The sequence below is a fragment of the Mycobacterium sp. IDUB_21 genome (assembly GCF_055419425.1).
In genome coordinates this window covers 93,741-116,400 of the sequence record NZ_JBVAXQ010000002.1, presented here as the reverse complement: position 1 = coordinate 116,400, position 22,660 = coordinate 93,741, and the positions used below count along the sequence as shown (strand labels likewise).

General features: G+C 67.5%; 20 protein-coding genes and 2 tRNA genes. 7 read left to right on the top strand and 15 right to left on the bottom strand.

The window, feature by feature from the left end; genetic code table 11:
* Window positions 1-6 precede the first annotated feature (6 nt).
* Entirely contained in the window at window positions 7-1,434 is a 1,428-nt protein-coding gene (gene tig, locus ACZYY4_RS03490; RefSeq protein ID WP_463808063.1) for a trigger factor, read from the bottom strand.
* A 56-nt stretch (window positions 1,435-1,490) separates the two neighbouring features.
* Window positions 1,491-1,567: transfer RNA gene (locus tag ACZYY4_RS03485), tRNA-Pro, on the bottom strand.
* A gap of 124 nt (window positions 1,568-1,691) precedes the next feature.
* Between ACZYY4_RS03485 and ACZYY4_RS03480 the strand changes: the two genes are divergently transcribed.
* Together ACZYY4_RS03480 and ACZYY4_RS03475 are read left to right on the top strand one after the other, a co-directional pair.
* Window positions 1,692-1,762: transfer RNA gene (locus tag ACZYY4_RS03480), tRNA-Gly, on the top strand.
* Window positions 1,763-1,798: 36 nt separating this feature from the next.
* Window positions 1,799-3,016: a serine hydrolase domain-containing protein gene (locus ACZYY4_RS03475; RefSeq protein WP_463808062.1), complete on the top strand. Its 1,218-nt coding sequence runs from the start codon at window positions 1,799-1,801 to the stop codon at window positions 3,014-3,016.
* Here ACZYY4_RS03475 and ACZYY4_RS03470 read toward each other — a convergent pair.
* The 4 genes from ACZYY4_RS03470 to ACZYY4_RS03455 form a co-directional block, all read right to left on the bottom strand.
* On the bottom strand, window positions 2,965-3,810 hold the full coding sequence (locus ACZYY4_RS03470; protein ID WP_463808060.1) for an Fpg/Nei family DNA glycosylase: 846 nt from the start codon (window positions 3,808-3,810) through the stop codon (window positions 2,965-2,967). The two genes, ACZYY4_RS03475 and ACZYY4_RS03470, sit on opposite strands and share 52 nt — an antisense overlap.
* Window positions 3,811-3,831: 21 nt before the next feature.
* Entirely contained in the window at window positions 3,832-4,311 is a 480-nt protein-coding gene (locus ACZYY4_RS03465) for a ribose-5-phosphate isomerase (RefSeq protein WP_463808059.1), read from the bottom strand.
* 112 nt (window positions 4,312-4,423) lie between these two features.
* A complete protein-coding gene (locus ACZYY4_RS03460) occupies window positions 4,424-5,035 on the bottom strand; it encodes a mycothiol-dependent nitroreductase Rv2466c family protein (protein WP_463808058.1) in 612 nt (203 codons plus the stop codon).
* A 74-nt stretch (window positions 5,036-5,109) separates the two neighbouring features.
* Window positions 5,110-5,490, bottom strand: a complete 381-nt coding sequence (locus ACZYY4_RS03455; protein WP_463808409.1) for a DUF1304 domain-containing protein — start codon at window positions 5,488-5,490, stop codon at window positions 5,110-5,112.
* A 61-nt stretch (window positions 5,491-5,551) separates the two neighbouring features.
* Between ACZYY4_RS03455 and pepN the strand changes: the two genes are divergently transcribed.
* On the top strand, window positions 5,552-8,116 hold the full coding sequence (pepN, locus tag ACZYY4_RS03450) for an aminopeptidase N (RefSeq protein WP_463808057.1): 2,565 nt from the start codon (window positions 5,552-5,554) through the stop codon (window positions 8,114-8,116).
* 52 nt (window positions 8,117-8,168) lie between these two features.
* On the opposite strand, the gene ACZYY4_RS03445 is transcribed toward pepN, so the two are convergent.
* The 3 genes from ACZYY4_RS03445 to ctaJ form a co-directional block, all read right to left on the bottom strand.
* Window positions 8,169-8,837 carry a hypothetical protein gene (locus ACZYY4_RS03445; protein ID WP_463808056.1) on the bottom strand — a complete coding sequence of 223 codons (669 nt, stop codon included), beginning with the start codon at window positions 8,835-8,837 and terminating at the stop codon, window positions 8,169-8,171.
* 152 nt (window positions 8,838-8,989) lie between these two features.
* On the bottom strand, window positions 8,990-9,457 hold the full coding sequence (locus ACZYY4_RS03440) for a DUF5130 family protein (RefSeq protein WP_463808055.1): 468 nt from the start codon (window positions 9,455-9,457) through the stop codon (window positions 8,990-8,992).
* On the bottom strand, window positions 9,444-9,680 hold the full coding sequence (gene ctaJ, locus ACZYY4_RS03435; RefSeq protein WP_463808054.1) for an aa3-type cytochrome oxidase subunit CtaJ: 237 nt from the start codon (window positions 9,678-9,680) through the stop codon (window positions 9,444-9,446). The genes ACZYY4_RS03440 and ctaJ overlap by 14 nt, the downstream gene beginning before the upstream one ends.
* Before the next feature lie 90 nt (window positions 9,681-9,770).
* Between ctaJ and ACZYY4_RS03430 the strand changes: the two genes are divergently transcribed.
* Window positions 9,771-10,694, top strand: a complete 924-nt coding sequence (locus ACZYY4_RS03430; RefSeq protein ID WP_463808053.1) for a carbon-nitrogen hydrolase family protein — start codon at window positions 9,771-9,773, stop codon at window positions 10,692-10,694.
* Window positions 10,695-10,703: 9 nt separating this feature from the next.
* Here ACZYY4_RS03430 and ACZYY4_RS03425 read toward each other — a convergent pair whose 3' ends face one another.
* Window positions 10,704-11,345 carry an HNH endonuclease gene (locus ACZYY4_RS03425; RefSeq protein WP_463808052.1) on the bottom strand — a complete coding sequence of 214 codons (642 nt, stop codon included), beginning with the start codon at window positions 11,343-11,345 and terminating at the stop codon, window positions 10,704-10,706.
* A gap of 136 nt (window positions 11,346-11,481) precedes the next feature.
* Here ACZYY4_RS03425 and ACZYY4_RS03420 point away from each other — a divergent pair, with 136 nt between their 5' ends.
* Window positions 11,482-11,880, top strand: coding sequence for a globin (locus tag ACZYY4_RS03420; protein WP_463808051.1), 399 nt, complete (start codon window positions 11,482-11,484; stop codon window positions 11,878-11,880).
* Window positions 11,880-13,514: a glycoside hydrolase family 13 protein gene (locus ACZYY4_RS03415; RefSeq protein WP_463808050.1), complete on the top strand. Its 1,635-nt coding sequence runs from the start codon at window positions 11,880-11,882 to the stop codon at window positions 13,512-13,514. The genes ACZYY4_RS03420 and ACZYY4_RS03415 overlap by 1 nt, the downstream gene beginning before the upstream one ends.
* Window positions 13,515-13,526: 12 nt before the next feature.
* On the opposite strand, the gene ACZYY4_RS03410 is transcribed toward ACZYY4_RS03415, so the two are convergent.
* Window positions 13,527-14,384, bottom strand: coding sequence for an alpha/beta fold hydrolase (locus ACZYY4_RS03410; RefSeq protein ID WP_463808049.1), 858 nt, complete (start codon window positions 14,382-14,384; stop codon window positions 13,527-13,529).
* A gap of 22 nt (window positions 14,385-14,406) precedes the next feature.
* Here ACZYY4_RS03410 and ACZYY4_RS03405 point away from each other — a divergent pair, with 22 nt between their 5' ends.
* Window positions 14,407-15,048, top strand: coding sequence for a TetR/AcrR family transcriptional regulator (locus ACZYY4_RS03405; protein WP_463808048.1), 642 nt, complete (start codon window positions 14,407-14,409; stop codon window positions 15,046-15,048).
* A 9-nt stretch (window positions 15,049-15,057) separates the two neighbouring features.
* Here the strand turns inward: ACZYY4_RS03405 and ACZYY4_RS03400 are convergent, their stop codons facing one another.
* The 4 genes from ACZYY4_RS03400 to ACZYY4_RS03385 form a co-directional block, all read right to left on the bottom strand.
* Window positions 15,058-15,471 carry an acyl-CoA thioesterase gene (locus tag ACZYY4_RS03400; RefSeq protein ID WP_463808047.1) on the bottom strand — a complete coding sequence of 138 codons (414 nt, stop codon included), beginning with the start codon at window positions 15,469-15,471 and terminating at the stop codon, window positions 15,058-15,060.
* On the bottom strand, window positions 15,468-20,342 hold the full coding sequence (locus tag ACZYY4_RS03395; protein WP_463808046.1) for an NAD-glutamate dehydrogenase: 4,875 nt from the start codon (window positions 20,340-20,342) through the stop codon (window positions 15,468-15,470). The genes ACZYY4_RS03400 and ACZYY4_RS03395 overlap by 4 nt, the downstream gene beginning before the upstream one ends.
* A gap of 54 nt (window positions 20,343-20,396) precedes the next feature.
* On the bottom strand, window positions 20,397-22,073 hold the full coding sequence (ettA, locus tag ACZYY4_RS03390) for an energy-dependent translational throttle protein EttA (protein ID WP_463808045.1): 1,677 nt from the start codon (window positions 22,071-22,073) through the stop codon (window positions 20,397-20,399).
* Between the two features lie 80 nt (window positions 22,074-22,153).
* Window positions 22,154-22,618, bottom strand: coding sequence for a single-stranded DNA-binding protein (locus ACZYY4_RS03385; protein ID WP_463808044.1), 465 nt, complete (start codon window positions 22,616-22,618; stop codon window positions 22,154-22,156).
* Window positions 22,619-22,660 lie beyond the last annotated feature (42 nt).

Genomic DNA, 22,660 nt, shown 5'->3' with positions numbered 1-22,660 from the left:
ACAGCGTCACTCGTCGGATGCCGCCTCGGCTTCGACCAAGTCGTCTGCAGCCGCCACTGTCCCGTCAGCCCCGTCAGTCCCGTCAGCCTCGTCGTCCGCGGAGGGGGCTTCGGGGGCGTTACCGAAGAACTCGGCGGTCTCGATCGCGTTGCCGTCGGTGTCGCTGACGGAGGCGGCGCGCACCGCCGCTGCCAGCGCCATCCCCCGGCGCACGTCGGCGAAGACCGCGGGCAGCTGGTTGTTCTGCTGCAGGAACTGCATCAGCTGCTGAGGCGCGACGCCGTACTGACGCGACATCAGCACCAGGTGCTGGGTGAGGTCGTTCTGCCCCACCTGGATCTCCAACTCGTCGCCGAGCGCGTCGAGCAACAGCTGCGTCTTGACGGACTTCTCGGCCTCAGCGCGGGTCTCGGCGTCGAACTCGGCGCGCGAGGACCCCTGCTCGGCCAGCGACTCGGCGAACTTGTTCTCGTCGTGGTCGAGACCGTGCAGCGCGTTGTGCAGTGCATTGTCGATGTGTGCCTGCACCACGGCATCGGGCAGCGGCATCTCGACCTGCTCGACCAGGGCCGCCAGCGTCGCCTCGCGGACCTTCTCGGCCTGCTGGATGCGCTTGGTCCGGCCCACCTGCTCGGTGAGGTTTTCGCGCAGTTCGCCGATGGTGTCGAATTCGCTGGCCAGTTGCGCGAATTCGTCGTCGGCCTCCGGCAACTCGCGTTCCTTGACCGACTGCACGGTCACGGTGACTTCGGCGTCCTTGCCGGCCTGTGGGCCGGCAGCCAGCGTGGTGGTGAAGGTCTTGCTCTCACCGGCCGACAGGCCCACGATCGCGTCGTCGAGTCCTTCGATGAGCTGACCCGATCCGACCTCGTGCGACATCCCCTCGGTGGCGGCCCCTTCAACCACGTCACCGTCGACCGTCGCATCCAGGTCGATCGAGACGAAGTCGCCTTCGGCGGCCGGCCGGTCCACACCGGTCAGCGTGCCGAACCGGGCGCGCAGCGAGTCCAACTCGGCGTCGACCTCGTCGTCACCGACCTCGATCGGGTCCACGCTGATCTTGAGCTGCTCCAGGTCGGGCAGCGCGATCTCCGGTCGCACGTCGACCTCGGCTGTGAAGGTGATCTGGTCACCGTCCTCGAGCTTGGTGACCTCGATGTCGGGCTGACCGAGGGGCTTGAGCTCCGAGCTGGTGACCGCCTCGCTGTAACGACTGGGCAGCGCCTCGTTGACCACCTGCTGCAGCACCGCGGCGCGGCCGAAGCGGGCCTCGATGAGCTTGGCCGGCGCCTTGCCCGGCCGGAAGCCGGGCATCCGCACCTGCTGGGCGAGCTGCTTGTAGGTCCGGTCGAAATCCGGCTGTAACTCGGTGAACGGCACCTCCACGTTGATGCGAACCCGGGTGGGGGTCAGCTGCTCGACGGTGCTCTTCACGGGCGTACTCCTCGATAATCGTTGACGGTCGGTCGTGCCGGTGCGGCGCGCGCTGCTGGTCGGGGTGACAGGATTTGAACCTGCGGCCTTCCGCTCCCAAAGCGGATGCGCTACCAAGCTGCGCTACACCCCGCACTGACCAGGCGATCCTACGGCCCGGCGACTGCGGCAACACAGCCGCCCGTGCCACGTGGCCGCGAGATCAGTGCCAGTTGGATTTGAGGTCGGCCACGCCGGTACAGTCTGCCCTGGATATTGCGGGCGTAGCTCAATGGTAGAGCCCTAGTCTTCCAAACTAGCTACGCGGGTTCGATTCCCGTCGCCCGCTCGAAACGGGGATTTTCCCTGGCAGGAAGGCACGCCAATGGGCGGCACAAAGCACGTCCAGATTCATGGGTCGTGCTCGCCGCGCTTCGAGCGGGTGCGGTACGAGTTCGAGCGCAACTTCACGCTGCGCGAGGAGCTCGGCGCTGCCGTCGCGGCATATGTCGACGGGGAACTCGTCGTCAACCTGTGGGCCGGCTCCGCGGACGTCGAGGGCCTGCGCCCCTGGCAGGAAGACACGCTGAGCACCGTGTTGTCCGGCACCAAGGGTTTGACCAGCACCTGTGTCCACCGACTCGCCGAGGCCGGCGCACTGGATCTGCGCGCCCCGGTGGCCCACTACTGGCCGGAATTCGGCCGGGCCGGTAAGCAGGACATCTCGCTGGCCATGGTGCTCGCGCATCGCTCCGGGGCGATCGGGCCGCGCGAACCGATGCATTGGCGCGATGTCACCGACTGGGATCTGGTCTGCGAGCGGTTGGCCGCCGCCGAACCGTGGTGGCGGCCGGGCGCCGCCCAGGGCTACCACATGACGACCTACGGCTTCATCATCGGCGAGGTCGTTCGGCGGGTGACCGGTGTGACGGTGGGCCAGTATCTGCGCAGTGAGATCGCCGGTCCGCTCGGCGCCGAGGTGCACATCGGCGTACCGGCCGACCAGCAGGCCTACCGCTGCGCCGATCCGGTGGGCAAGCCCACGATCCGGGAGATGCTGGCCTCGGCCGGCGCGCCGAAGCGCCCGACCTCGTTGGACGACCATTCCAAGGCGGGGCTTGCGGTGGCGATGGGCTTCGCCCCCGACGACGAGATCGCCACCAACGACCTGACCCTGTGGCGCCAACTGGAGTTCCCCGGCACCAACGCCCAGGTCTCGGCGCTGGGCATGGCCACCTTCTACAACGGACTGGTGCAGGAGAAGCTGCTCAGCCGTCCCACCATGGATCGGCTCCGGGTTTTGCAGGGCGGCACCGAAACCGATCTGGTGCTCGGGTCCCGGGTCGCCGAGCACGGCTGGGGCCTGGGCTACATGCTCAACGCCCAGGGGGTCAACGGACCCAACCGGCGGATCTTCGGTCACGGCGGCTTGGGCGGCTCGTTCGCGTTCGTCGATCTGGAGCACCGGATCGGCTACGGCTACGTGATGAACCGGTTCGACCACACCCAGGCCAACGCCGATCCGCGCAGTGTGGTGTTGTCCAACGAGATCTACCGGGCCCTGGGGGTACCGATCCGTCCCAGACCGGCCGTCGAGGACTGACAGCCCGGGCACCAGAACACGTTGCGGCCCTCCAGTTCCGCGGTGCGCACCGTTGTCTTGCACAGCCGGCAGGGGTCGCCGGCGCGGCGATAGACGTAGGTGCGTGGTTTGCCGGGTGCGTACGCAGGTGCGCCGTGATCGTCCTCGGGCCGGACCACGACGATGTTGCCGCGCCGCAGCCCGACCTTCATCAGCGCCACCAGATCGGCCCAGATCGCGTCAAATTCCGCTTCGCCGAGCGCGGTGCCGGGCCGGTACGGATCGATCTGGTGCCGGAACAGCACCTCGCTGCGGTAGACGTTGCCGACGCCGGCGAGCACCGACTGGTCCATCAACAACGCGGCGATCGGTCTGCGGGACTTGCTGATTCGCTTGAAGGCCAGCGCCGGATCGGCGTCCCCGCGCAGCGGATCGGGCCCGAGCCGCGCGATCACGTCGGCAACCTGCGCCTCGTCGACCACTTCACAGGCCGCCGGGCCGCGCAGGTCGGTGCCGTACTCGGCGCCGATCATGCGCATCCGGACCTGGCCGACCGGTTCGGGCACCCCGTCTTCGGTTAGGTGGAACTCGGTGAAGTGGCCGTAGATGCCGAGGTGGACACGTACGATCGCGCCGCCGGCGTAATGATGGAACAGATGCTTTCCCCAGGCCTCGGCGCGGGTCAGCTGCCTTCCGTCGACGGCTGCGGCCCCGGACTCGAACCGGCCCTGGGGGCTGGACACCGCCACCGGGGCGCCGGCGAAGCGGCGCTGATGCAACCGTGCCAGCCGGTGCAGGATGTGCCCCTCCGGCATGTCAGGCCAGTCTGTTCGGGGTCAGGCCGGGGCGCCGGGTACCGGCGGTGCCTCGTGGGTGCGTTCGTAAGCCGCCAGGATGTCGATGCGCCGCTGGTGGCGTTCGGCTTTCGACCACGGTGTGCTCAGGAATGCGTCGACGATCGCGATCGCCTCGGCGACGGAGTGCATCCGGCCGCCGACGCCGATCAGCTGGGCGTTGTTGTGTTCGCGGGCCAACTGCGCGGTTTCGGTGCTCCACGCCAGCGCGCATCGTGCCCCGGGCACCTTGTTGGCCGCGATCTGTTCCCCGTTGCCGGATCCGCCGATCACGATTCCCAGGCTGTCCGGGTCGGCCACGGTCCGCGATGCCGCGGCGATGCAGAACGCCGGGTAGTCGTCCTCGGCGTCGTAGGCGTAGGCCCCGCAGTCGACCGGCTCGTGACCGGCCTGCCGCAGGTGCTCGATGATCTGCTCTTTGAGCTCGTAGCCGGCGTGGTCGGAGCCGAGGTAGACGCGCATGGCAGTCATTGTCTCAGACCCCGCCGGCTCCTCCCCCGCGAGCGTGCGGGTTTGCCCACGACACGCCGCGGGACGAGGTACGACTACGAACGTTCGCGGGAACCGTGACCGGCTAGTCGAATTCGGGCGCCTCGGCCCGACTGCGCTTGAGCTCCCAGAAGTGCGGGTAGGACGCGAATGTCACCGACGCGTCCCACAGCTCACCGGCCTGCTCGCCGCGCGGGATGCGGGAAAGCACCGGGCCGAAGAACGCCACCCCGTTGACGTGGATGGTCGGGGTGCCGACATCCTTGCCGACGGCGTCCATCCCGGCGTGGTGGCTCTTGCGCAGTGCCTCGTCATAAGTGTCGGTGGTGGCCGCGTCGGCCAACTCGGCCGGCAGGCCCACCTCAGCCAGCGCACCGGCGATGACGTCGCCGAAGTCCTTGTTGTTCTGATTGTGGATCCGGGTCCCCATCGCGGTGTAGAGCGGGCGCAGGATCTCGTTGCCGCGCTGCTGTTCGGCGGCGATAGCCACCCGCACCGGACCCATCGCATTCTTCAGGCCCTCGCGGTACTCCTCGGAGAGGTCGTCGCGGCCCTCGTTGAGCACGGCAAGACTCATCACATGGAAGGTGACTTCGATATCGCGGACCTTCTCGACCTCCAGAATCCACCGCGAGGTGATCCAGCACCACGGACACAGCGGGTCGAACCAGAACTCGGCGCGTGATTTCACGGGCATGGGGTGTTCCTCTCAGCCGATGGTGGAGACTTCGTTGAGCACAACTCCGGCAGACCGGTCGGTGTTCCCGACCACTACAGGCTCAGCGCCAGCAGCGCGATGGCGAGCGCCGGAAAAATACCCTGGACGACGGCGGCACGGGCCTTGTCGGGTGACGACGCCACCAGCACCACTGCCGCTGCCAACATCGATCCCACCCCGGCGAAGATCAGAGCAAGTCCAACGGCGTTGTTCCCCAAGGAAACTGCGGCGACACCGACCGCCGTGACGATGGCCAGGAACAAGTTGTAGAAACCCTGGTTGAATGCCAGCGCCTTGGTGGTCTCAGCCTCCTCGGCGGTAGTGCCGAACACGGCTCGGGTGCGCGATGACGTCCAACTCATCGACTCCAACAGAAAGATGTACACGTGCAATATCGCAGCGAGCACGGTGAATGTCAGGCCGGCGATGAGCATGGTCCTCATTAAACTCGGTCTGGAGTCCGCCCGCACCGTCCGGCGGCTACTGTAGGCGGGCGTGGCACTTCCTAACCTCACCCGCGACCAGGCCGCCGAACGGGCCGCTCTGGTCACCGTCGACAACTACCGGATCGCGCTGGACCTGACCGACGGCAACGGCAAACCGGGCGAACGCACCTTCCGCTCCATCACAACCGTCACCTTCGACGCCCTGCCCGGCGCCGACACCGCCATCGATATCGCCGCCGCGACTGTCCGCAGCGCCACCCTCAATGGCCGCTCGCTCGATGTCTCGGGCTACGACGAGTCGATCGGCGTCGCACTGGATGGCCTGGCCGAACACAACGTCGTCGAAATCGACGCCGACTGTTACTACTCCAACACCGGCGAGGGCCTGCACCGTTTTGTCGACCCGGTCGATGACGAGGTGTACCTGTACTCCCAGTTCGAAACCGCCGACGCCAAACGGATGTTCGCGTGTTTCGACCAACCCGATCTCAAGGCCACCTTCGACATCACGGTCACCGCGCCGGAGCACTGGCAGGTCGTCTCCAACGGCGCCACGAGCGCAGTGCGCGACGGCCTGCACACCTTTGCCACCACACCGAAGATGAGCACCTATCTGGTGGCGCTGATCGCCGGCCCGTACGCGAAATGGACCGAGGTCTACCGCGACGAGCACGGCGAGATCCCGCTTGGTCTGTTCTGCCGGGCCTCGCTGGCTGAGCACATGGACGCCGAGCGGCTGTTCAACGAGACCAAGCAGGGATTCGGCTTCTACCACCGCAACTTCGGCACGCCGTACGCGTTCGGCAAGTACGACCAGCTGTTCGTGCCGGAGTTCAACGCCGGGGCGATGGAGAACGCCGGAGCCGTGACGTTCTTGGAGGACTATGTCTTTCGCAGCAAGGTGACGCGGGCGTCCTACGAGCGACGCGCCGAGACCGTGCTGCATGAGATGGCGCACATGTGGTTCGGCGACCTGGTCACCATGCGTTGGTGGGACGACCTGTGGCTCAACGAGTCGTTCGCGACGTTCGCCTCCGTGCTGTGCCAAAGCGAGGCGACCGAATACACCAGCGCCTGGACGACATTCGCCAACGCCGAGAAGTCGTGGGCCTATCGGCAGGACCAACTGCCGTCGACGCATCCGATCGCCGCCGACATCCCCGACCTGGCCGCCGTCGAAGTCAACTTCGACGGGATCACCTACGCCAAGGGCGCATCCGTGCTCAAGCAGCTGGTGGCCTACGTCGGACTGGAACACTTCCTGGCCGGCCTGCGTGACTACTTCGCCGCGCACGCCTTCGACAACGCGACCTTCGATGACCTGTTGTCCGCCCTAGAGAAGGCATCCGGCCGCGATCTGTCCGACTGGGGCCGCCAGTGGCTCAAGACCACCGGCCTGAACACCTTGCGCGCGGACTTCGATGTCGACGGTAACGGGCAGTTCACCCGGTTCGCTGTGGCCCAGAATGGTGCCGCCCCGGGCGCCGGGGAGACCCGGGTGCACCGCTTGGCGGTCGGCATCTACGGCGACGACCCGGCCGGCTCCGGCCGGTTGGTGCGGGTGCACCGCGAGGAGCTGGACATCGATGGGCCGAGTACGGAAGTGCCTGGGCTGGTTGGAGTTTCGCGAGGCAAGCTGATTCTGGTCAATGACGACGACCTCACCTACTGTGCCCTACGCCTGGATCCGGAGTCACTGGCGACCGCGCTGGAACGCATCGCCGATATCGCCGAGCCGTTGCCGCGGACCTTGGTGTGGTCGGCGGCCTGGGAGATGACCCGCGAGGCCGAGTTGCGTGCCCGCGATTTCCTCGCGCTGGTACAACGCGGCATCGGTGCCGAGACGGAAGTCGGGGTCGCCCAGCGGCTGCTGCTGCAGGCGCAGACCGCACTGGGGTACTACGCCGAACCGCGCTGGGCGGCCGAGCACGGCTGGCCGGCGTTCGCCGACCGGCTGCTGGAGCTGGCCCGCGGCGCCGAGGGCGGCTCGGATCACCAGCTGGCCTACGTCAACGCGCTGTGCACGTCGGTGCTGGCCGAACAGCACACCGCGGTGCTGGCCGCGCTGCTGGAGGCCGATCCGGCGGATCAGGGTCTGGCGGGGCTGGCGGTCGACACCGATCTGCGCTGGCGGATCGTGGTGGCCCTGGCCCGCGGCGGCGTACTCGACTCCGAGGCGATCGATGCCGAGGTTCGACGCGACCCCACCGCGGCCGGCAAACGCCACGGCGCCCAGGCCTCGGCGGCACGGCCGCAGTCGGCGGTCAAAGAGACGGCCTGGCAGACCGTGATCGAGGACGACACGCTGGCCAACATCACCGGCCGGTCGATCATCGCCGGGATCGTGCAGCCCGGGCAGGGCGACCTGCTGGCACCCTTCACCGCACGCTACTTCGCGGCGATCCCCGGCGTGTGGGAGCGGCGGTCCAGCGAGGTGGCGCAGACCGTGGTGGTGGGCCTCTACCCCGGATGGGACGTCAGCCAGGCCGGTTTGGACGCCGCCGACGCGTTCCTGGCCGATCCCGCCGTAACGCCGGCGCTTCGGCGGTTGGTGCTGGAGGGCCGGGCCGGGGTGGAGCGGTCGCTGCGGGCACGGGCCTTCGACGCCAGTTGAAGAGACGCCGCTTGGACACACACAGCCTGACCCGCGCAGGACTGGGGCCGGCTCACCGGTAACCGCCGTCGGACAACCCGGCGTTCCTCTCAAAGCTGTTGGTGCCGCCGAGGATCCGCACCCTGGCCTCCTCGGCGAGATAGCGCGCCGGCATCTGTATCGGCCCCAGGGCGGCCCACTGCTGGGCGTGGATCTCCTCGTGATGCAGCAGCCTGTCCAGATCGGGGCCGGCGCGTGAGGTCCGTCCGGATTCAACGATGTCTCGCAGCCTGCGCGCCGGATCGGAGCCACGGCTGACGTTGACCATGAACAGGTCACCCCACATTGTGCCGGCTCGGCGGCTGAGCTGGGCGTGGATTCGGTTGCCGCCCAATCCCATCAGCACTCCATTGGGGGTGGTGACCAGGCAACCGCCGGTGCTGCAAATGGACCGGACGGCGTCGTAGCTCCAGCGATTCGCGTTCTGCCGCTCGATGATCCGTCCCATCTCAGCGACGCCGTACGGTGTCTCGGGAAAGTCGTTGCGACTACCGGTCCCGCCGTAGCCGGTGCCGGCGTTGAGAAGGTAGGTCAGCAGAGCGGCGTGACGGGCTTCGTTGCCGCCGGTACCGCGGGGAATCACGAAGAACGTCTTACCGTGCGGGTCGGTGATCTGCTCCATCGCGTCGAGAGCACGGAAGCTGTCGCGGGTCAGGAGCTGCTGTCGGACGATGTCGGCCACCACCTGCGGTGCGACCGCTCGCCGGTCGAGGTTTGCCAGCCAGCTGCGGTGCGCCGGCGAAGCCGATAGGGCGGCAACGCGAGTGCGTCGACCGGGACTCCCCGACCGGCGGGAGCCACCCCCAGCCACGCTCGTGACCGAAAAGGCAGGGGCTAGGCCGGAGTGATGCCGGCGCTGAGCACCCGCACCGCGCTGACCAGGCCGTCGATCAGGTCGCCGTCACGCAGCGCGGCGGCTGCGGCCGCCACACCCTGCGATGCCGCCACCGGGGCTATGCGAGCACCCACGCCGGCGCCGTAGACCACCTCGATGGCCCGCTGGTCCAGTGAGACCGCGACGAGCACCGCTTCGTTGGGGGTGGGCACCTTCGCCAGGATCTCGTGAGCACGCGCGGCGGTGTCGGAGCCCAGATCACCGATGTAGGCGGCGAAACGGGCCTTACACGCCCGTGACTCATAGGTCAGCGCGTCATCGAGGGCCACCAGCTTCTTGACCGGGAACGGATAGTGCAGCGATGCCTCGCCGGGCTCGGTGACCCCGGATACCCGACCGCTGTAAGTGATCGCCGACCCGTACGGCAAGTCCGCCGGATCGATCGTCGAGACCTCACCAGTTGCCACTGGCTCCACCCCCCACACTGAACTCGGACTTACCGTGACCGTGTCCGCCACCGACGACCTCATCGGTCGCCGCCCACAGGATCGGCGGATGCGTCCAGCTGTCGGCCATCTGATAGACGGCCGCGCGCGGCCCCTTTTGTTGCGACCAGATCCGCGCTGCCAGCAGCGAGACCAGCAATGCCGGAATACCGACGAAGTAGCCGAGGAATGACAACACACTCACGCCGTAGACCGTATCCCACCGCTGATCTGAGGGTGCGGGAACCCGGGCCGACGTGAGGAGGCGGTGATCACGGCCGACTATGTTTGACGCATGGTCCTGGCAGCGGCAGTCCAGTTAGAGGCGGTACTCGGCGACATTCCCACCAACCTGGCCGCCTGCGAACGTCTCGCCGACGAAGCGGGACGCGCCGGCGCCGAAATCATCGCCCTGCCGGAATTCTTCACCACCGGGATTGGTTTCGCGCCATCGCTGGCCACCGCGGCGCTGCCTCCCGACGGTGCGGCGACCGAGCTTCTCACCACACTGGCCCGCCGGCATCGGGCGTTGGTCGGCGGGTCATTCCTGTGCCGTGATTCCGACGGCCACGTCCGCAACGCCTACGTGCTGGCCGGCCCCAACGGTGTGGTGGGGCGGCACGACAAGGATCTGCCCACCATGTGGGAGAACTCGTTCTATACCGCTGGCGACGACGACGGTGTGCTCGACGCGGGCGAATATCCGGTCGGGGCGGCGGTGTGCTGGGAGCTGATGCGCACCCAGACCGTGCGGCGGCTGCGCGGCCGGGTGGACCTGGTCATGACGGGATCGGGCTGGTGGTCGATTCCACGGTGGATGCCGCACGCGCTGTTCGACCGCCTCGAACGCAACAACGCAGCCACCTCACGACGGTCGGCGGCGTTGTTCGCCCAGTATGTGGGCGCGCCAGTGGTACACGCCGCTCATGCCGGCACCCTGGACTGCGCCATGCCATGGCTGCCCATGCGGTACCGCGGCCACTTCGAAGGGGCCACCTTGATCGCCAACGCCGACGGCACCATCGTCGCCGAACGGCGCGCGGAGGAAGGCGAAGGTGTCGTACTGGGCGAGATCACCCTGCAACGGCAACCGGCCCGGCTCGATCCGCCCGCCGGCTTCTGGCTGCACCGTCGAGGGATGCTGCCGACCGCAGTGTGGCACTACCAACGCTGGCATGGCCGTCGCTGGTACCGGCGCCACGTGGCCCAGAACGCCTAACCCACCAGCTCAGGCGGCACCTTCGCCGAGGTAGCGCATCCACACCGGATCGAGGTCGTGGATCACCGCCAACAGCCGCCAATGCTGGCCCTTCGGTGACGTCGGCACCAACCTCAGCTTCCAACCGAGTTCGGCCAGCAACCGGTCCGCCTTGCGATGATTGCAGGTCGAGCAGGCTGCCACGCAGTTCTCCCAGGAGTGGTCGCCGCCCCGGCTGCGCGGCACCACGTGATCGACGGTGTCGGCCTTGCCACCGCAGTAGGCGCAGCTGTGCCGGTCACGGTGCATCAGCGCGGCGCGGGTCAAGGGGATCCGAGCCCGGTAAGGCACCCGAACATAGGACCGCAGCCGGATCACCGACGGTACCGCCACCGACCGGGTCGCCGAGTGGATGACCGGGCCGGCCGGGTCGTCGTGCACCACGTCGGCCTTGCCGCAGATCAGCATGACGACGGCGCGCCGCAGCGAAAGTGCCGTCAACGGCTCGAAGGTGGAATTGAGCAGCAACACCCGCCGACGAGTCCAGATCGATGCGGCGTCGGCGGCCGGCGCAGAACCAGACGTGGCGACCGAGTGCAGGCATGGGGCAACGGCAAGCCCAGTCAGGCTCGCCGCGGGGGCACCGGGGTTGCGGTGGCCCCGACGCTTCATATCCGGCTTCGGGGACGGTTCTTGCGCTGCACCATAGATCCTCCGCGGAACAGTTCACCATGATTCGACGCTGGTCGCACGCCTATTTCCTGTGTGTTCATTGGCAGGAATCGGCGATGCCCCACAATGGTGGGCGATGCAGCCGTTAGAAGAGCCCTCGTTTTATGACGCCGTCGGCGGTGCGGAAACCTTCCACGCCATCGTGTCGCGTTTTTATCAACTGGTCGCCCAGGACGCGATCCTGCGTCCGATGTACCCCGCCGACGACATGGACGGCGCCGAGGAGCGGTTGCGGATGTTCCTCGAGCAGTACTGGGGCGGGCCGCGCACCTACACCGAACGCCGCGGCCACCCGCGCCTGCGTATGCGGCACATCCCCTACCGCATCGGCCCACTGCAGCGTGACGCCTGGCTGCGGTGCATGGTGACCGCGGTCGATGAGATCGACACCGAAACCCTCGGCGACGCTCATCGCAGTGAACTGTTGGACTACCTGCATTCAGTAGCCGACTTTCTAGTCAACGCACCCATCTGATGGGCCACGGCAGCAGTCCCGACAAGAACCCATGGTGGGCCGCCGCCGTCTTCTACCAGGCCTATCCCCGCTCGTTCGCCGACAGCAACGGTGACGGGGTCGGCGACCTCGACGGGGTGACCGCGCACCTGGATTACCTGAACGGGCTGGGGATCGACGCGATCTGGCTCAACCCGGTGACGGTGTCGCCGATGGCCGATCACGGCTACGACGTGGCGGATCCCCGCGACATCGATCCGCTCTTCGGGAACCTGGCGGCGCTGGACCGGCTGGTGGCGGCCGCGCATGAACGTGGAATCAAACTGACCATGGATCTGGTGCCCAACCACACCAGTTCGGCGCATCCGTGGTTCGTCGAGGCCCTGGCCTCCGGGCCCGGCGGTTCAGCGAGCCTCGACGAAGGAGAGGCGAAGCTGGGACCGCCGCATAAGCCGGGCAGCCGCGCACGGGCTCGCTACATCTTCCGTGACGGCCGCGGGCCGGACGGGCAGCTACCGCCGAACAACTGGGTGTCGGTGTTCGGCGGTCCGGCCTGGACCCGCGTCACCGAACCCGACGGCCCCGGCCAGTGGTATCTACACCTGTTCGACGTGACTCAGCCCGATCTGAACTGGGACAACCCGGAGGTCATGGCCGATTTCGACCAGACCCTGCGGTTCTGGCTGGACCGCGGCGTAGACGGATTCCGGATCGACGTCTCACACGGCATGGCCAAACCCCCGGGACTGCCCGACATGCCCGTCACCGACGTGGAACTGCTGGCCCACCGCGACGACGACCCGCGGTTCAACCAGCCCGGCGTACATCGGATCCACCGGGCGATTCGCGCGGTCTTCGACGACTATCCGGGCGCGGTGTCCGTCGGCGAAGTCTGGGTGCACGACAACGCACTGTTCGCCGAATACATCCGGCCCGACGAACTGCACCTGGCCTTCAACTTCCGGTTGCTCCAAGCCGACTTCGACGCTGCCGGCATCCGCGACGCGATCGACAACTCGCTGGCCGCGGTCGCCTCGGTGGACGGCACCCCGACCTGGGCGCTGGAGAACCACGACGTCGAGCGATCGGTCACCCGCTACGGTGGCGGCGCTGTCGGGCTGGCCCGGGCGCGGGCGATGGCGCTGATCCTGCTCGCGCTACCGGGGGCGGTGTTCATCTACAACGGTCAGGAATTGGGGCTGCCCGGCGTCGAGCTGCCGGATTCGGCATTGCAGGATCCGGTGTGGGAGCGCTCCGGACACACCAATCGTGGCCGCGACGGCTGCCGGGTGCCGATGCCGTGGTCGGGCACTGCGCCGGCGTTCGGCTTCTCCGACAATCCCGACACCTGGCTGCCGATGCCGCCGGACTGGGCGCAGTTGACCGTCGACAAGCAGCTCGCGGACGACGACTCGACCCTGCACCTGTACCGGCGGGCAAGCGAATTGCGCAGGAGCCGAACCGAATTCACCGGACAGCAGGTCGTTTGGCTGGATTCGCCCGCGGAAACGCTGGTTTTCCGGCGCGGTGGGCTGGTGTGTGTGCTCAACGCCGGTGAGCGCCCGGTGGTTCTGCCCGAAGGCCAGCTGATCCTGTCCAGCGCACCGGCCGTCGACGATGCATTGCCGCCCAACGCCGCGGCCTGGCTGGTTTGACGACCGGACGCCTTAGCGGAGACCCCGGACTCCCGGTCCGCTTGCGGTGCTGGCGAATTCGGCCACCAGATCTGCCAGTCGATCCGGCTGATCGATCATCGAATAGGTACGGGCACCTTCGATGAGTTCGAATCGGGCATCGGGCAGCGTCTCGGCAAGTCGCCTGCCGTCGTCGACGGGAAAGAAGAGGTCATCGGCGGACCAGGCGATGAGCGCGGGCTTGCTGAACTCACGAAGACGCGCTCCGGCGTCCAGGGTGGTCTGCTGGTGCAACGACCTGGTGACGTGGCGAAGGTCCTCAGCGACCGCCTTGTCCCGCAGCGGTGGCTTTACCCACTCGCGCACCAGGTGGTCGATGTCGGCGTGTGACAGCGCTCCGTAGCCGTGGTTGCGGACGGCGCGCATCCGCATCGGCTGTAGCGCGGCGCGGAAGGTGAAGGACGTCCTGGCGGCCAGCATGAACGGTTTGAGGATGGGCGGCGGGAAGTGTTCGAAGGCGTCGCAGCTGGTGAGAACCAGCGCCCCGAGCCGGTCCGGGTGGTTGATCGCGACCAGTTGGCTGATCACACCCCCGGTGTCGTTGCCGACCAACACCACGTCCTCGAGCCCGAGTGCACCCATGAACGCGTCCACCATCGCGGCGATGCCCGGCAGCGTCCGGTCGGCTCCGGGCCGCAGCGCGGACGGGTGCCCGCCCAGCGGCCAGTTCGGGGCGATGCAGCGGAGATTTCGCGCTGCCAGCCGTGCGCTCAGCGGTTCCCACAACGAGGAGCCCATGGCGTAGCCGTGGATGAACAGCACCGGACGGGCGTCCGGTGGCCCGGTGATGTCGTAGTGGATCGTTCCGGCGTCAATGTCAACGGTGGGCATGGGAACCTCCTAATATAGTTACGTGCAACCTGCCGATAACTTACCGACACCCTGTACGGAAATCAAGCGTCGAACGCAGGCGGAACGTTCCGCCGCGACCCGCGCCGCCTTGACCACTGCAGCCCGCAGGCTGTGGGGCGCACGCGGCTTCGCCGCCGTGGGCACCCCCGAGATCGCCGAGGCCGCCGGCGTGACCCGCGGCGCGATGTATCACCAATTCCCGGACAAGGCGGCGCTGTTCCTGGCAGTCGCGGAGGCCGTGGAAGCCGACGTCATGGCTAAACTCGCCGAAGCCGTCGCGGCCTCCGGGGCAACCACCCCCGCCGCCGCATTGCGGTCGGCCGCGGAAAGCTGGCTGATGGTGGCCGACGATCCCGAGGTGCGTCAACTCATCCTGCTCGATGCGCCGAATGTCCTCGGCTGGGACGGCTTTCGCGACGTGGCGCAGCGCTACAGCCTGGGCATGACCGAGCAACTGCTGAGCGAAGCGATAAAGGCGGGGCAGCTACCCGATCAACCGGTCCGAGCCCTCGCCCACGTTCTGATCGGCGCGCTCGACGAGGCCGCGATGCTGATCGCAACAGCAGACGACCCCGCCCAGACGCGCACCGAGGTGAGCAAGGTGGTGCGCCGACTGCTCGACGCCATGCTGACCGGGGGCTGACCCGCCGGCTCAGCGCGTCCAGCGCTGCAGGTACTCCCGGTGCTGCGGCGAAAGCCGCACCAGCTTCTGCTCGTCGATGCTGAACGCGGCCAATTGGGTTTCAGCGATCACCGCCGGCTTCGAATCGGGCGCGGCGCTCACCGAACGCACCTCATAGCCGATGGTGAAGTCCACCGCCCGCAGCCGCGGCACCCACATCGTCACCTGCAGCGGCGAGTCCGTCAGCCGCAGCTGCCCCTTGTAGGCGATCCGGACCTCGGCGATCAGCAGGCCGACGGCGGTGATGTCGACCGCGAAGGCCGGCGACAGAAACGGCACCCGTGCCTCCTCGAGGAGGGTGACCATGGTCGCGTGGTTGACGTGTTGGTACATGTCGATGTCAGACCAGCGGACCGGAACCGATGCGACGAAGCCGGGGCTCATGACGCCGAGCCCCGGCCGCTGGCGCGGGTCATACTGCGGATCTGCCGCGCCGCGACCGACAACGTGGCCAGATCCCGCTGGTCGGATTCGTAGATCTGGGTCAAGGTGCGCCGCGCACGTTCCACTCGCGACCCGTTGGTCGATTCCCACTCGGTGATTTTCTGCATCCCATCTTCGTCCGGTTCGCCGACCGCCAGCACGTCCAGACACAGCGACCGCACCGAATTGTAGATGTCGTCGCGGATCGCCAACCGCGCCAAGGCATGCCAGCGGTCATCACGGGGCAATCGGGCGACCGAGGTCAGCAGTCCGTCGGTGCCGAGCCGGTCCATCAGCGCGAAGTAGGTGTCGGCCACTTCGGCGGGGTCGCGGTCGGTGATGTCGGCGACGTCGATGACGTCGAGCAGGCTGTAGCGGTACAGGCCCCTGGCGATATCGGTGGCGAGGTCCTCAGGCACGTCCTGAGCACGGAACTCACCGATGTGCTTGGCGACGATGTCGGCGTCGTCGCCGCGCAGCCAATCCGACATCCGCGGCGTCAACTGCCTGACCTGCTCGGCGAACCGGTTGATTTCGGCGCCCACCGCCAGCGGTTGCGGACGATAGTTGAGCAGCCAGCGCCCGGCTCGGTCGATGAGCCGGCGCAGGTCCAGCGTCATCCGGTCGCACACCGCCACCGACAGCCCGTCGTGCTCACCGGCCGCGCGGATCCGGCGCCACAGCTCACCCACCCCGAAGATGGCGTCGGTCGCCGCGTAGGCCCGCACCGCGTCGGTCAGGTCGACGCCCGCGTCCTCGGTGATCCGGAAGGCATAGGTGATGCCGGCGGTGTCCACCACGTCGTTGATCAGCATCGTGGTCACGATCTCGCGGCGCAGCTGATGCGCGCGGATCTCAGGTGTGAACCGCTGCTGCAGCGCGAGCGGGAAGTACTGCGGCAACCGGGCTGCGAACACATCCTGATCCGGCAGGTCGGTGGCCAGCACCGCCGCCTTGAGGGTCAGTTTGACGTGCGCCATCAGCGTCGCCAGCTCCGGTGAAGCCAGCCCCAGCCCGGCCTCGGCGCGCCGGGCGATCTCCTTCTCCGACGGCAGTGCCTCCAGCTCGCGGTTCAGGCCGCGGTCGGCGACCAGGTGCCGGATCTGGTCGGCGTGCACCGGCAGCAGGCTGGCGGCGTTGGCCCGGCTGGTGCCCATCAGGTCGTTCTGGGCGGTGTTGTCGGCCAGCACCAGCGCACTGACCTCGTCTGTCATCGACGCCAGCAGCTGCGGCCGGTCGGCGACGTCGAGCTTGCCGAGCGTGACCAGGGCGTCGATCAGGATCTTGATGTTGACCTCGTGGTCGGAGCAGTCGACGCCGGCCGAGTTGTCCAGGGCGTCGGTGTTGATCCGCCCGCCGGCCAGGTCGAACTCGACACGGCCCAGCGGCGTGACGCCGAGGTTTCCGCCTTCGCCGATCACCTTGGCACACACTTGGTTTCCGTTGACTCGCACCTGGTCATTGGCACGGTCGCCGACGTCGCCGTCGGATTCGGACTCGGCTTTGACATAGGTTCCGATACCGCCGTTGAACAGCAGGTCCACCGGCGCGCGCAGAATCGCTCGGATCAGTGCGGGCGGGGTCAGCTCATCGGTGTCCGCGTCGAGACCCAGCACCGCCCGGACTTGCGGGCTGACCGCTATCGACTTCAGCTCGCGGGGGTAGACGCCGCCGCCCGCACTGATCAGCGACTTGTCGTAGTCGTCCCAACTGGACCGCGGCAGGTCGAACATCCGCCGGCGTTCGGCGAAGGACCGGGCCGGATCCGGGTCGGGGTCCAAGAAGATGTGCCGGTGGTCGAAAGCGGCCAGCAGGCGGATGTGTTCGCTGCGCAGCATTCCGTTGCCGAACACGTCGCCGCTCATGTCTCCGACGCCGACGACGGTGAAGTCCTGGGTCTGGGTGTCGAGCCCCATTTCCCGGAAGTGCCGCTTGACCGACTCCCAGGCACCCTTGGCGGTGATGCCCATCTCCTTGTGGTCGTAGCCGACCGATCCCCCGGAGGCGAACGCGTCTCCCAGCCAGTAGCCGTAGGACTTCGCGACGTCGTTGGCGATGTCGGAGAAGCTGGCGGTGCCCTTGTCGGCGGCCACCACCAGGTAAGCGTCGTCGCCATCGCGACGCACCACCTGCGGCGGCGCGCTGACCGCACGGGTGGCGTGGTCGACGTTGTCGGTGACGTCGAGCATGCCCGAGATCAGCAGCTTGTAGCAGGCGATCCCTTCCTCGCGGGTGGCTTCGCGATCGGTGGCGGGGTCACCGGTGGGCGTCGGCGGGCGCTTGACCACGAACCCGCCCTTGGCGCCGACCGGGACGATGACGGCGTTCTTGACCTCTTGGGCCTTGACCAGGCCGAGGATCTCGGTGCGGTAGTCCTCGCGGCGGTCAGACCAGCGCAGCCCGCCGCGCGAGACGAACCCGAACCGCAGGTGCACCCCTTCGACGCGGGGCGAGTAGACGAAGATCTCGAACTTGGGACGCGGCAACGGCAACTCGTCGATCAACCGGGCATCCAGCTTGAACGCCAAGACATTCTGCGCACGAGCCGAATCAGCGCGGGTGACAAAGTAATTGGTGCGCAACGTGGCCTGAATCAGGGAAGCGAACGCACGCAGCGCCCGGTCGGTGTCCAGGCTCACCACCGCGTCGATGCCGGCCGCGACATCAGCGGCCGCCGCCTGCGCATCGCGGCTGCGGGATCGCCGGGACGGGTCGAACAGCGCCTCGAACAATGCCACCAAGGCCCGCGCGGTGTCCGGATACTCGTTGAGCACCGACGCGATGTGGCTCTCGCTGTAGGGAAAACGTGCCTGGCGCAGATATTTGGCGTAGCCGCGCAGCACCACCACCTGCTGCCAGGTCAGTCCGGCCCGCAGCACCAGCTCATTGAACCGGTCGGTCTCGACACGGCCCTCCCAGATCGCGGTGACCCCGTCGGCGAACCGTTGTTGGGCCGTGTCGCGTTCGGCGCCGGTTGCCGGAATCTCGATGCTGGGGTGCGGCGACACCTTGAACTTGTAAATCCACACGGTCAGACCGTCGGGGCGGTCCACGGTGAACGGCCGCTCCTCGAGCACCACCACCCCCATGGACTGCAGCATCGGCAGCAGCTGACTCAGTGAGGCACCGTGTCCGCCGAGGAACCACGTCAGTGGGACCGCCTCGTCCTTGCCGTAGCCCGAGACCACCAGCCGGACCGAGTCGTCGCCCAACTCCTCGATGACCGCAATGTCATCGACGGCCTCATCCGGCGGGACCGCCTGCTTGTAGGTTTCGGCGAACGCCGCCGAGTAGTGCTGCGACTGGCCCTCGGCCGGGGTTCCGCCTGCCGCCTCGACCATCCGGTCCGCCCAGGTGCGGCTGGCCTCGGTCAATCGCGTCTGAATCCGCGCCCGGTTGTCCTCGGAGGTGTCGACGGTGCGCGCCTTCGGATCATCGGGCAGCCGGACCATGAAATGGATCAACGCCCAAGGGGCTTCGCTGACCCGGGCGCTGTACTCCACACCGACACCGCCGAATTCGGCGGCCAGGATGTCCTCCATCTGCAGCCGGACCGGTGTGGTGTAGCGATCCCGCGGTAGGTAGACCAGGCACGACACGAAGCGCCCCGTCCGGTCGCCGCGCAGGAACAGCAGCGCTCCGCGCCGCGAACCCAGATCGGCGACGGCCATTGCCATGTTCAGCAGTTGCTCGGAGCTGATCGCGAAAAGCTCTGAGCGCGGCACGGTTTGAATGATGTCGAGCAGTAGCTGGCCGGGGTGGCCGGGCTCGGTCTCCGACAGCGCCAGTGCGTGACGCACCGTACGGGAGACGACCGGTATCTCGAAGACGTCGGCGTTCATGGCCCCGGGGGTGAACAGTCCGACGAAGCGGTGCGCGACGATGTCCTCGCCGGTGTTCTCCCGGATCACCACGACATAGGTGTGTGAGCCGAACCGCATGTAGCTGGGCACCGTGGCCTGCGCCAAGGTCAGCAGGTTGTCGCCGGTGAGCATGGGCCGCACCGATTTACGCGTCTGAAGTACGCCCAGCCGGTCGGCGTCGTCGACCAGCACCTGCCCGTCGCGCACCGCCCCACGCTGGTAGCCGAGCAGTACGAAGTGCCCATCGGCCAGCCAGCGCAGCAGCGCGGCGACATCGTGGCGGTCCGGCGCGGCGTAGTGCCCTTGCGCGTCGGATTCGACGTCACCGGCCAGCGAGTTGAGCGCATCGTGCATCGCCGCCGAGTCGGTGGCGACCTGACGGACGTCGGCCATCACGTGTGGCAGCAGACGCTCCGCCTCGGCCAGCGCCTCGCGGCTGACCGAGGGCGAGAGCTGGACGTGAATCCAGGTCTCCGCGCCGGCCGAGCCGTCCACCGGTTCCTGATCGCCTTCGGAGTATTTCGGTTCGATGCTCTGCAATTCGCCGCCCGCATCCCGGTGCACGGTGAACACCGGCGTCATGATGCCGATGTAGGCCACCCCCAGGCGGTGCAGCAGGACCGCGACGGAATCCACCAACATGCCGGCGTGCCCGGTGACCGCTTGCAGTGCGGGACCGAACCCGGCAGCGTCGTCGGCGGCGTAGATGCCGACCCGGGTTTCGCCGGCCGGCCGGTAGTGCGCCAGCCGGGCGTGGGCCGCCAACAACGCCGGGGTCACTGCAGCCGTGGCCGCAGTCCGGCCGGCTGAATCAGCGCCGGCTCGACCGTCGCCGCCCAGTGCATCGCTGTGTGGGCCACGGTAGGTGGCGATATAGGCACCCGCGACCCAGTCGGGGATGTCCTGGGGCTGAGCGGGATCGGGAAACGTCGTCCATGCGGCTACTCGCCGCTCGGTGGAACCCGTCATCCCCACCCCTCCTGACCACACGTCAGTTCCGGCAGCGCCGCTACCGGCCTCACATTAGTCGCGGGTGAGTCTGCGGTGGGTCACTCGATGCGGACGCGCCGCATCGGCCCCCAGCCGTTCCACCTTGTTCTCCTCGTAGGCGCCGAAGTTGCCCTCGAACCAGAACCACTTGGCCTCTTCGTCGGCGTCACCCTCCCAGGCCAGGATGTGGGTGCAGGTGCGGTCGAGGAACCAGCGGTCGTGGGAGATCACCACCGCGCAGCCCGGGAAATTCACCAACGCGTTCTCCAGCGAACCGAGGGTTTCGACGTCCAGGTCGTTGGTCGGCTCGTCGAGCAGGATCAGGTTCCCACCCTCTTTGAGGGTCAGCGCCAGGTTCAGCCGGTTGCGTTCCCCGCCGGAGAGCACCCCGGCCGGCTTCTGCTGGTCGGGGCCCTTGAAGCCGAACGCCGACACGTAGGCGCGCGACGGCACCTCGGTCTGGCCGACCTGGATGTAGTCCAGCCCGTCGGAGACCACCTGCCACACATTTTTCTTGGGGTCGATACCCGCGCGGGACTGGTCGACGTAGCTGAGCTTGACCGTCTCGCCGACCTTGACCGTGCCGCTGTCGGGTTCCTCCAGGCCCACGATGGTCTTGAACAACGTGGTCTTGCCGACGCCGTTGGGGCCGATCACGCCGACGATGCCGTTGCGGGGCAACGTGAACGACAGATCCTTGATCAGCATCCGCCCACCGAAACCCTTGTCGAGGTGCTCGACCTCGACGACCAGGTTGCCCAGCCGTGGTCCGACCGGGATCTGAATCTCCTCGAAGTCCAGTTTGCGGGTCTTCTCGGCCTCGGTGGCCATCTCCTCGTAGCGCTGCAGCCGGGCCTTGTTCTTGGCCTGCCGGGCTTTGGCGCCCGAACGCACCCAGGCCAGCTCCTCTTGGAGCCGCTTCTGCAGCTTGGCGTCTTTACGGCCCTGCACCGACAGCCGCTCGGCCTTCTTCTCCAGATAGGTCGAGTAGTTGCCTTCGTAGGGGTAGGCCCGGCCACGGTCGAGCTCGAGAATCCACTGCGCCACGTTGTCGAGGAAGTAGCGGTCGTGGGTGACCGCCAGGATCGCACCCGGGTAGCTGGCCAGATGCGCTTCCAGCCACTGCACACTCTCGGCGTCGAGATGGTTGGTGGGCTCGTCGAGCAGCAGCAGGTCGGGCTTGGACAGCAGCAGTTTGCACAGCGCGACGCGGCGCCGTTCGCCACCGGAGAGGTTGGTGACCGGCTCGTCGGGCGGCGGGCAGCGCAGCGCATCCATGGCCTGCTCCAGCTGGGAGTCGACGTCCCACGCGTTGGCGTGGTCGAGTTCCTCCTGCAGCCGGCCCATCTCCTCCATCAGCTCGTCGGTGTAGTCGGTGGCCATCAGTTCGGCAACTTCGTTGAACCGGTCCAGCTTCACCTTGATGTCGCCGAGGCCCTCCTCGACGTTGCCGCGGACGGTCTTCTCCTCGTTCAGCTCCGGCTCCTGCTGCAGGATGCCGACGCTGGCCCCGGGGGCCAGGAACGCGTCACCGTTGTTGGCGTTGTCCAGCCCCGCCATGATCCGCAAGACGCTCGACTTGCCGGCCCCGTTAGGGCCGACCACACCGATCTTGGCTCCCGGCAGGAAACTCAACGTGACGTCGTCGAGAATGACCTTGTCGCCGTGCGCCTTGCGGACCTTCCTCATCGTGTAGATGAACTCAGCCATACCGCGGTGTCGCCTCCTGGTCTCGCGAATTTGCTCGTCGCCCATCCTAGGGGGTGCGTTCACCGGGCCGTCGGCTGCTGTCAGGCCGTCAGTGCCAACCCGTCGTCGGAATCGGCGTCATCCCCAGCGGAGTCCGAGCTGCCGGCCTCCTCGGTGGGGGCCGCAACAGGCGGATAGTCCGGTCCGGCGGCAATGATCTTCTCCACCCGGGCCGCGCACCGCGCCAGATCAGGACCCACCGCCGTCGCACGCAGTTCCACCGATGACCGGCGAACGCCGTCCTTGTCCTCGTACTCGCTGGTGAAGACATGCCCGACCACGATCACCGGCAACCCCTTGCCCAACGACGCACCTACCCCGGTGACCAGCTTGTCCCAGCAATTGACCGTGATGAACAGCGAGTTACCCGTCTCCCAGTTGCCGTCGGCGGTGCGCCGGCGCGAGTTGCTCGCGACCCGGAACTTGATCAGCTCGTGCTCCCCCACCCGGCGACGGATCGGGTCGGTGACGATGTTGCCGACCACGGTCAGCGTTGTTTCGAACATTGCACACTTCCTTCCTGGTTGCGGCGGACCTGACGAGCCCGC

What these genes read in the sequence shown, in the direction of transcription:
- ACZYY4_RS03475 (WP_463808062.1), top strand. Translation starts at nt 1,799, where the DNA reads ATGGGCGGCACAAAGCACGTCCAGATTCATGGGTCGTGCTCGCCGCGC.
- ACZYY4_RS03470 (WP_463808060.1), bottom strand. Translation starts at nt 3,810, where the DNA reads ATGCCGGAGGGGCACATCCTGCACCGGCTGGCACGGTTGCATCAGCGC.
- ACZYY4_RS03465 (WP_463808059.1), bottom strand. Translation starts at nt 4,311, where the DNA reads ATGCGCGTCTACCTCGGCTCCGACCACGCCGGCTACGAGCTCAAAGAG.
- ACZYY4_RS03460 (WP_463808058.1), bottom strand. Translation starts at nt 5,035, where the DNA reads ATGCCCGTGAAATCACGCGCCGAGTTCTGGTTCGACCCGCTGTGTCCG.
- ACZYY4_RS03455 (WP_463808409.1), bottom strand. Translation starts at nt 5,490, where the DNA reads ATGCTCATCGCCGGCCTGACATTCACCGTGCTCGCTGCGATATTGCAC.
- ACZYY4_RS03430 (WP_463808053.1), top strand. Translation starts at nt 9,771, where the DNA reads ATGGTCCTGGCAGCGGCAGTCCAGTTAGAGGCGGTACTCGGCGACATT.
- ACZYY4_RS03425 (WP_463808052.1), bottom strand. Translation starts at nt 11,345, where the DNA reads ATGAAGCGTCGGGGCCACCGCAACCCCGGTGCCCCCGCGGCGAGCCTG.
- ACZYY4_RS03420 (WP_463808051.1), top strand. Translation starts at nt 11,482, where the DNA reads ATGCAGCCGTTAGAAGAGCCCTCGTTTTATGACGCCGTCGGCGGTGCG.
- ACZYY4_RS03415 (WP_463808050.1), top strand. Translation starts at nt 11,880, where the DNA reads ATGGGCCACGGCAGCAGTCCCGACAAGAACCCATGGTGGGCCGCCGCC.
- ACZYY4_RS03410 (WP_463808049.1), bottom strand. Translation starts at nt 14,384, where the DNA reads ATGCCCACCGTTGACATTGACGCCGGAACGATCCACTACGACATCACC.
- ACZYY4_RS03400 (WP_463808047.1), bottom strand. Translation starts at nt 15,471, where the DNA reads ATGAGCCCCGGCTTCGTCGCATCGGTTCCGGTCCGCTGGTCTGACATC.
- ACZYY4_RS03395 (WP_463808046.1), bottom strand. Translation starts at nt 20,342, where the DNA reads ATGACGGGTTCCACCGAGCGGCGAGTAGCCGCATGGACGACGTTTCCC.
- ettA (WP_463808045.1), bottom strand. Translation starts at nt 22,073, where the DNA reads ATGGCTGAGTTCATCTACACGATGAGGAAGGTCCGCAAGGCGCACGGC.
- ACZYY4_RS03385 (WP_463808044.1), bottom strand. Translation starts at nt 22,618, where the DNA reads ATGTTCGAAACAACGCTGACCGTGGTCGGCAACATCGTCACCGACCCG.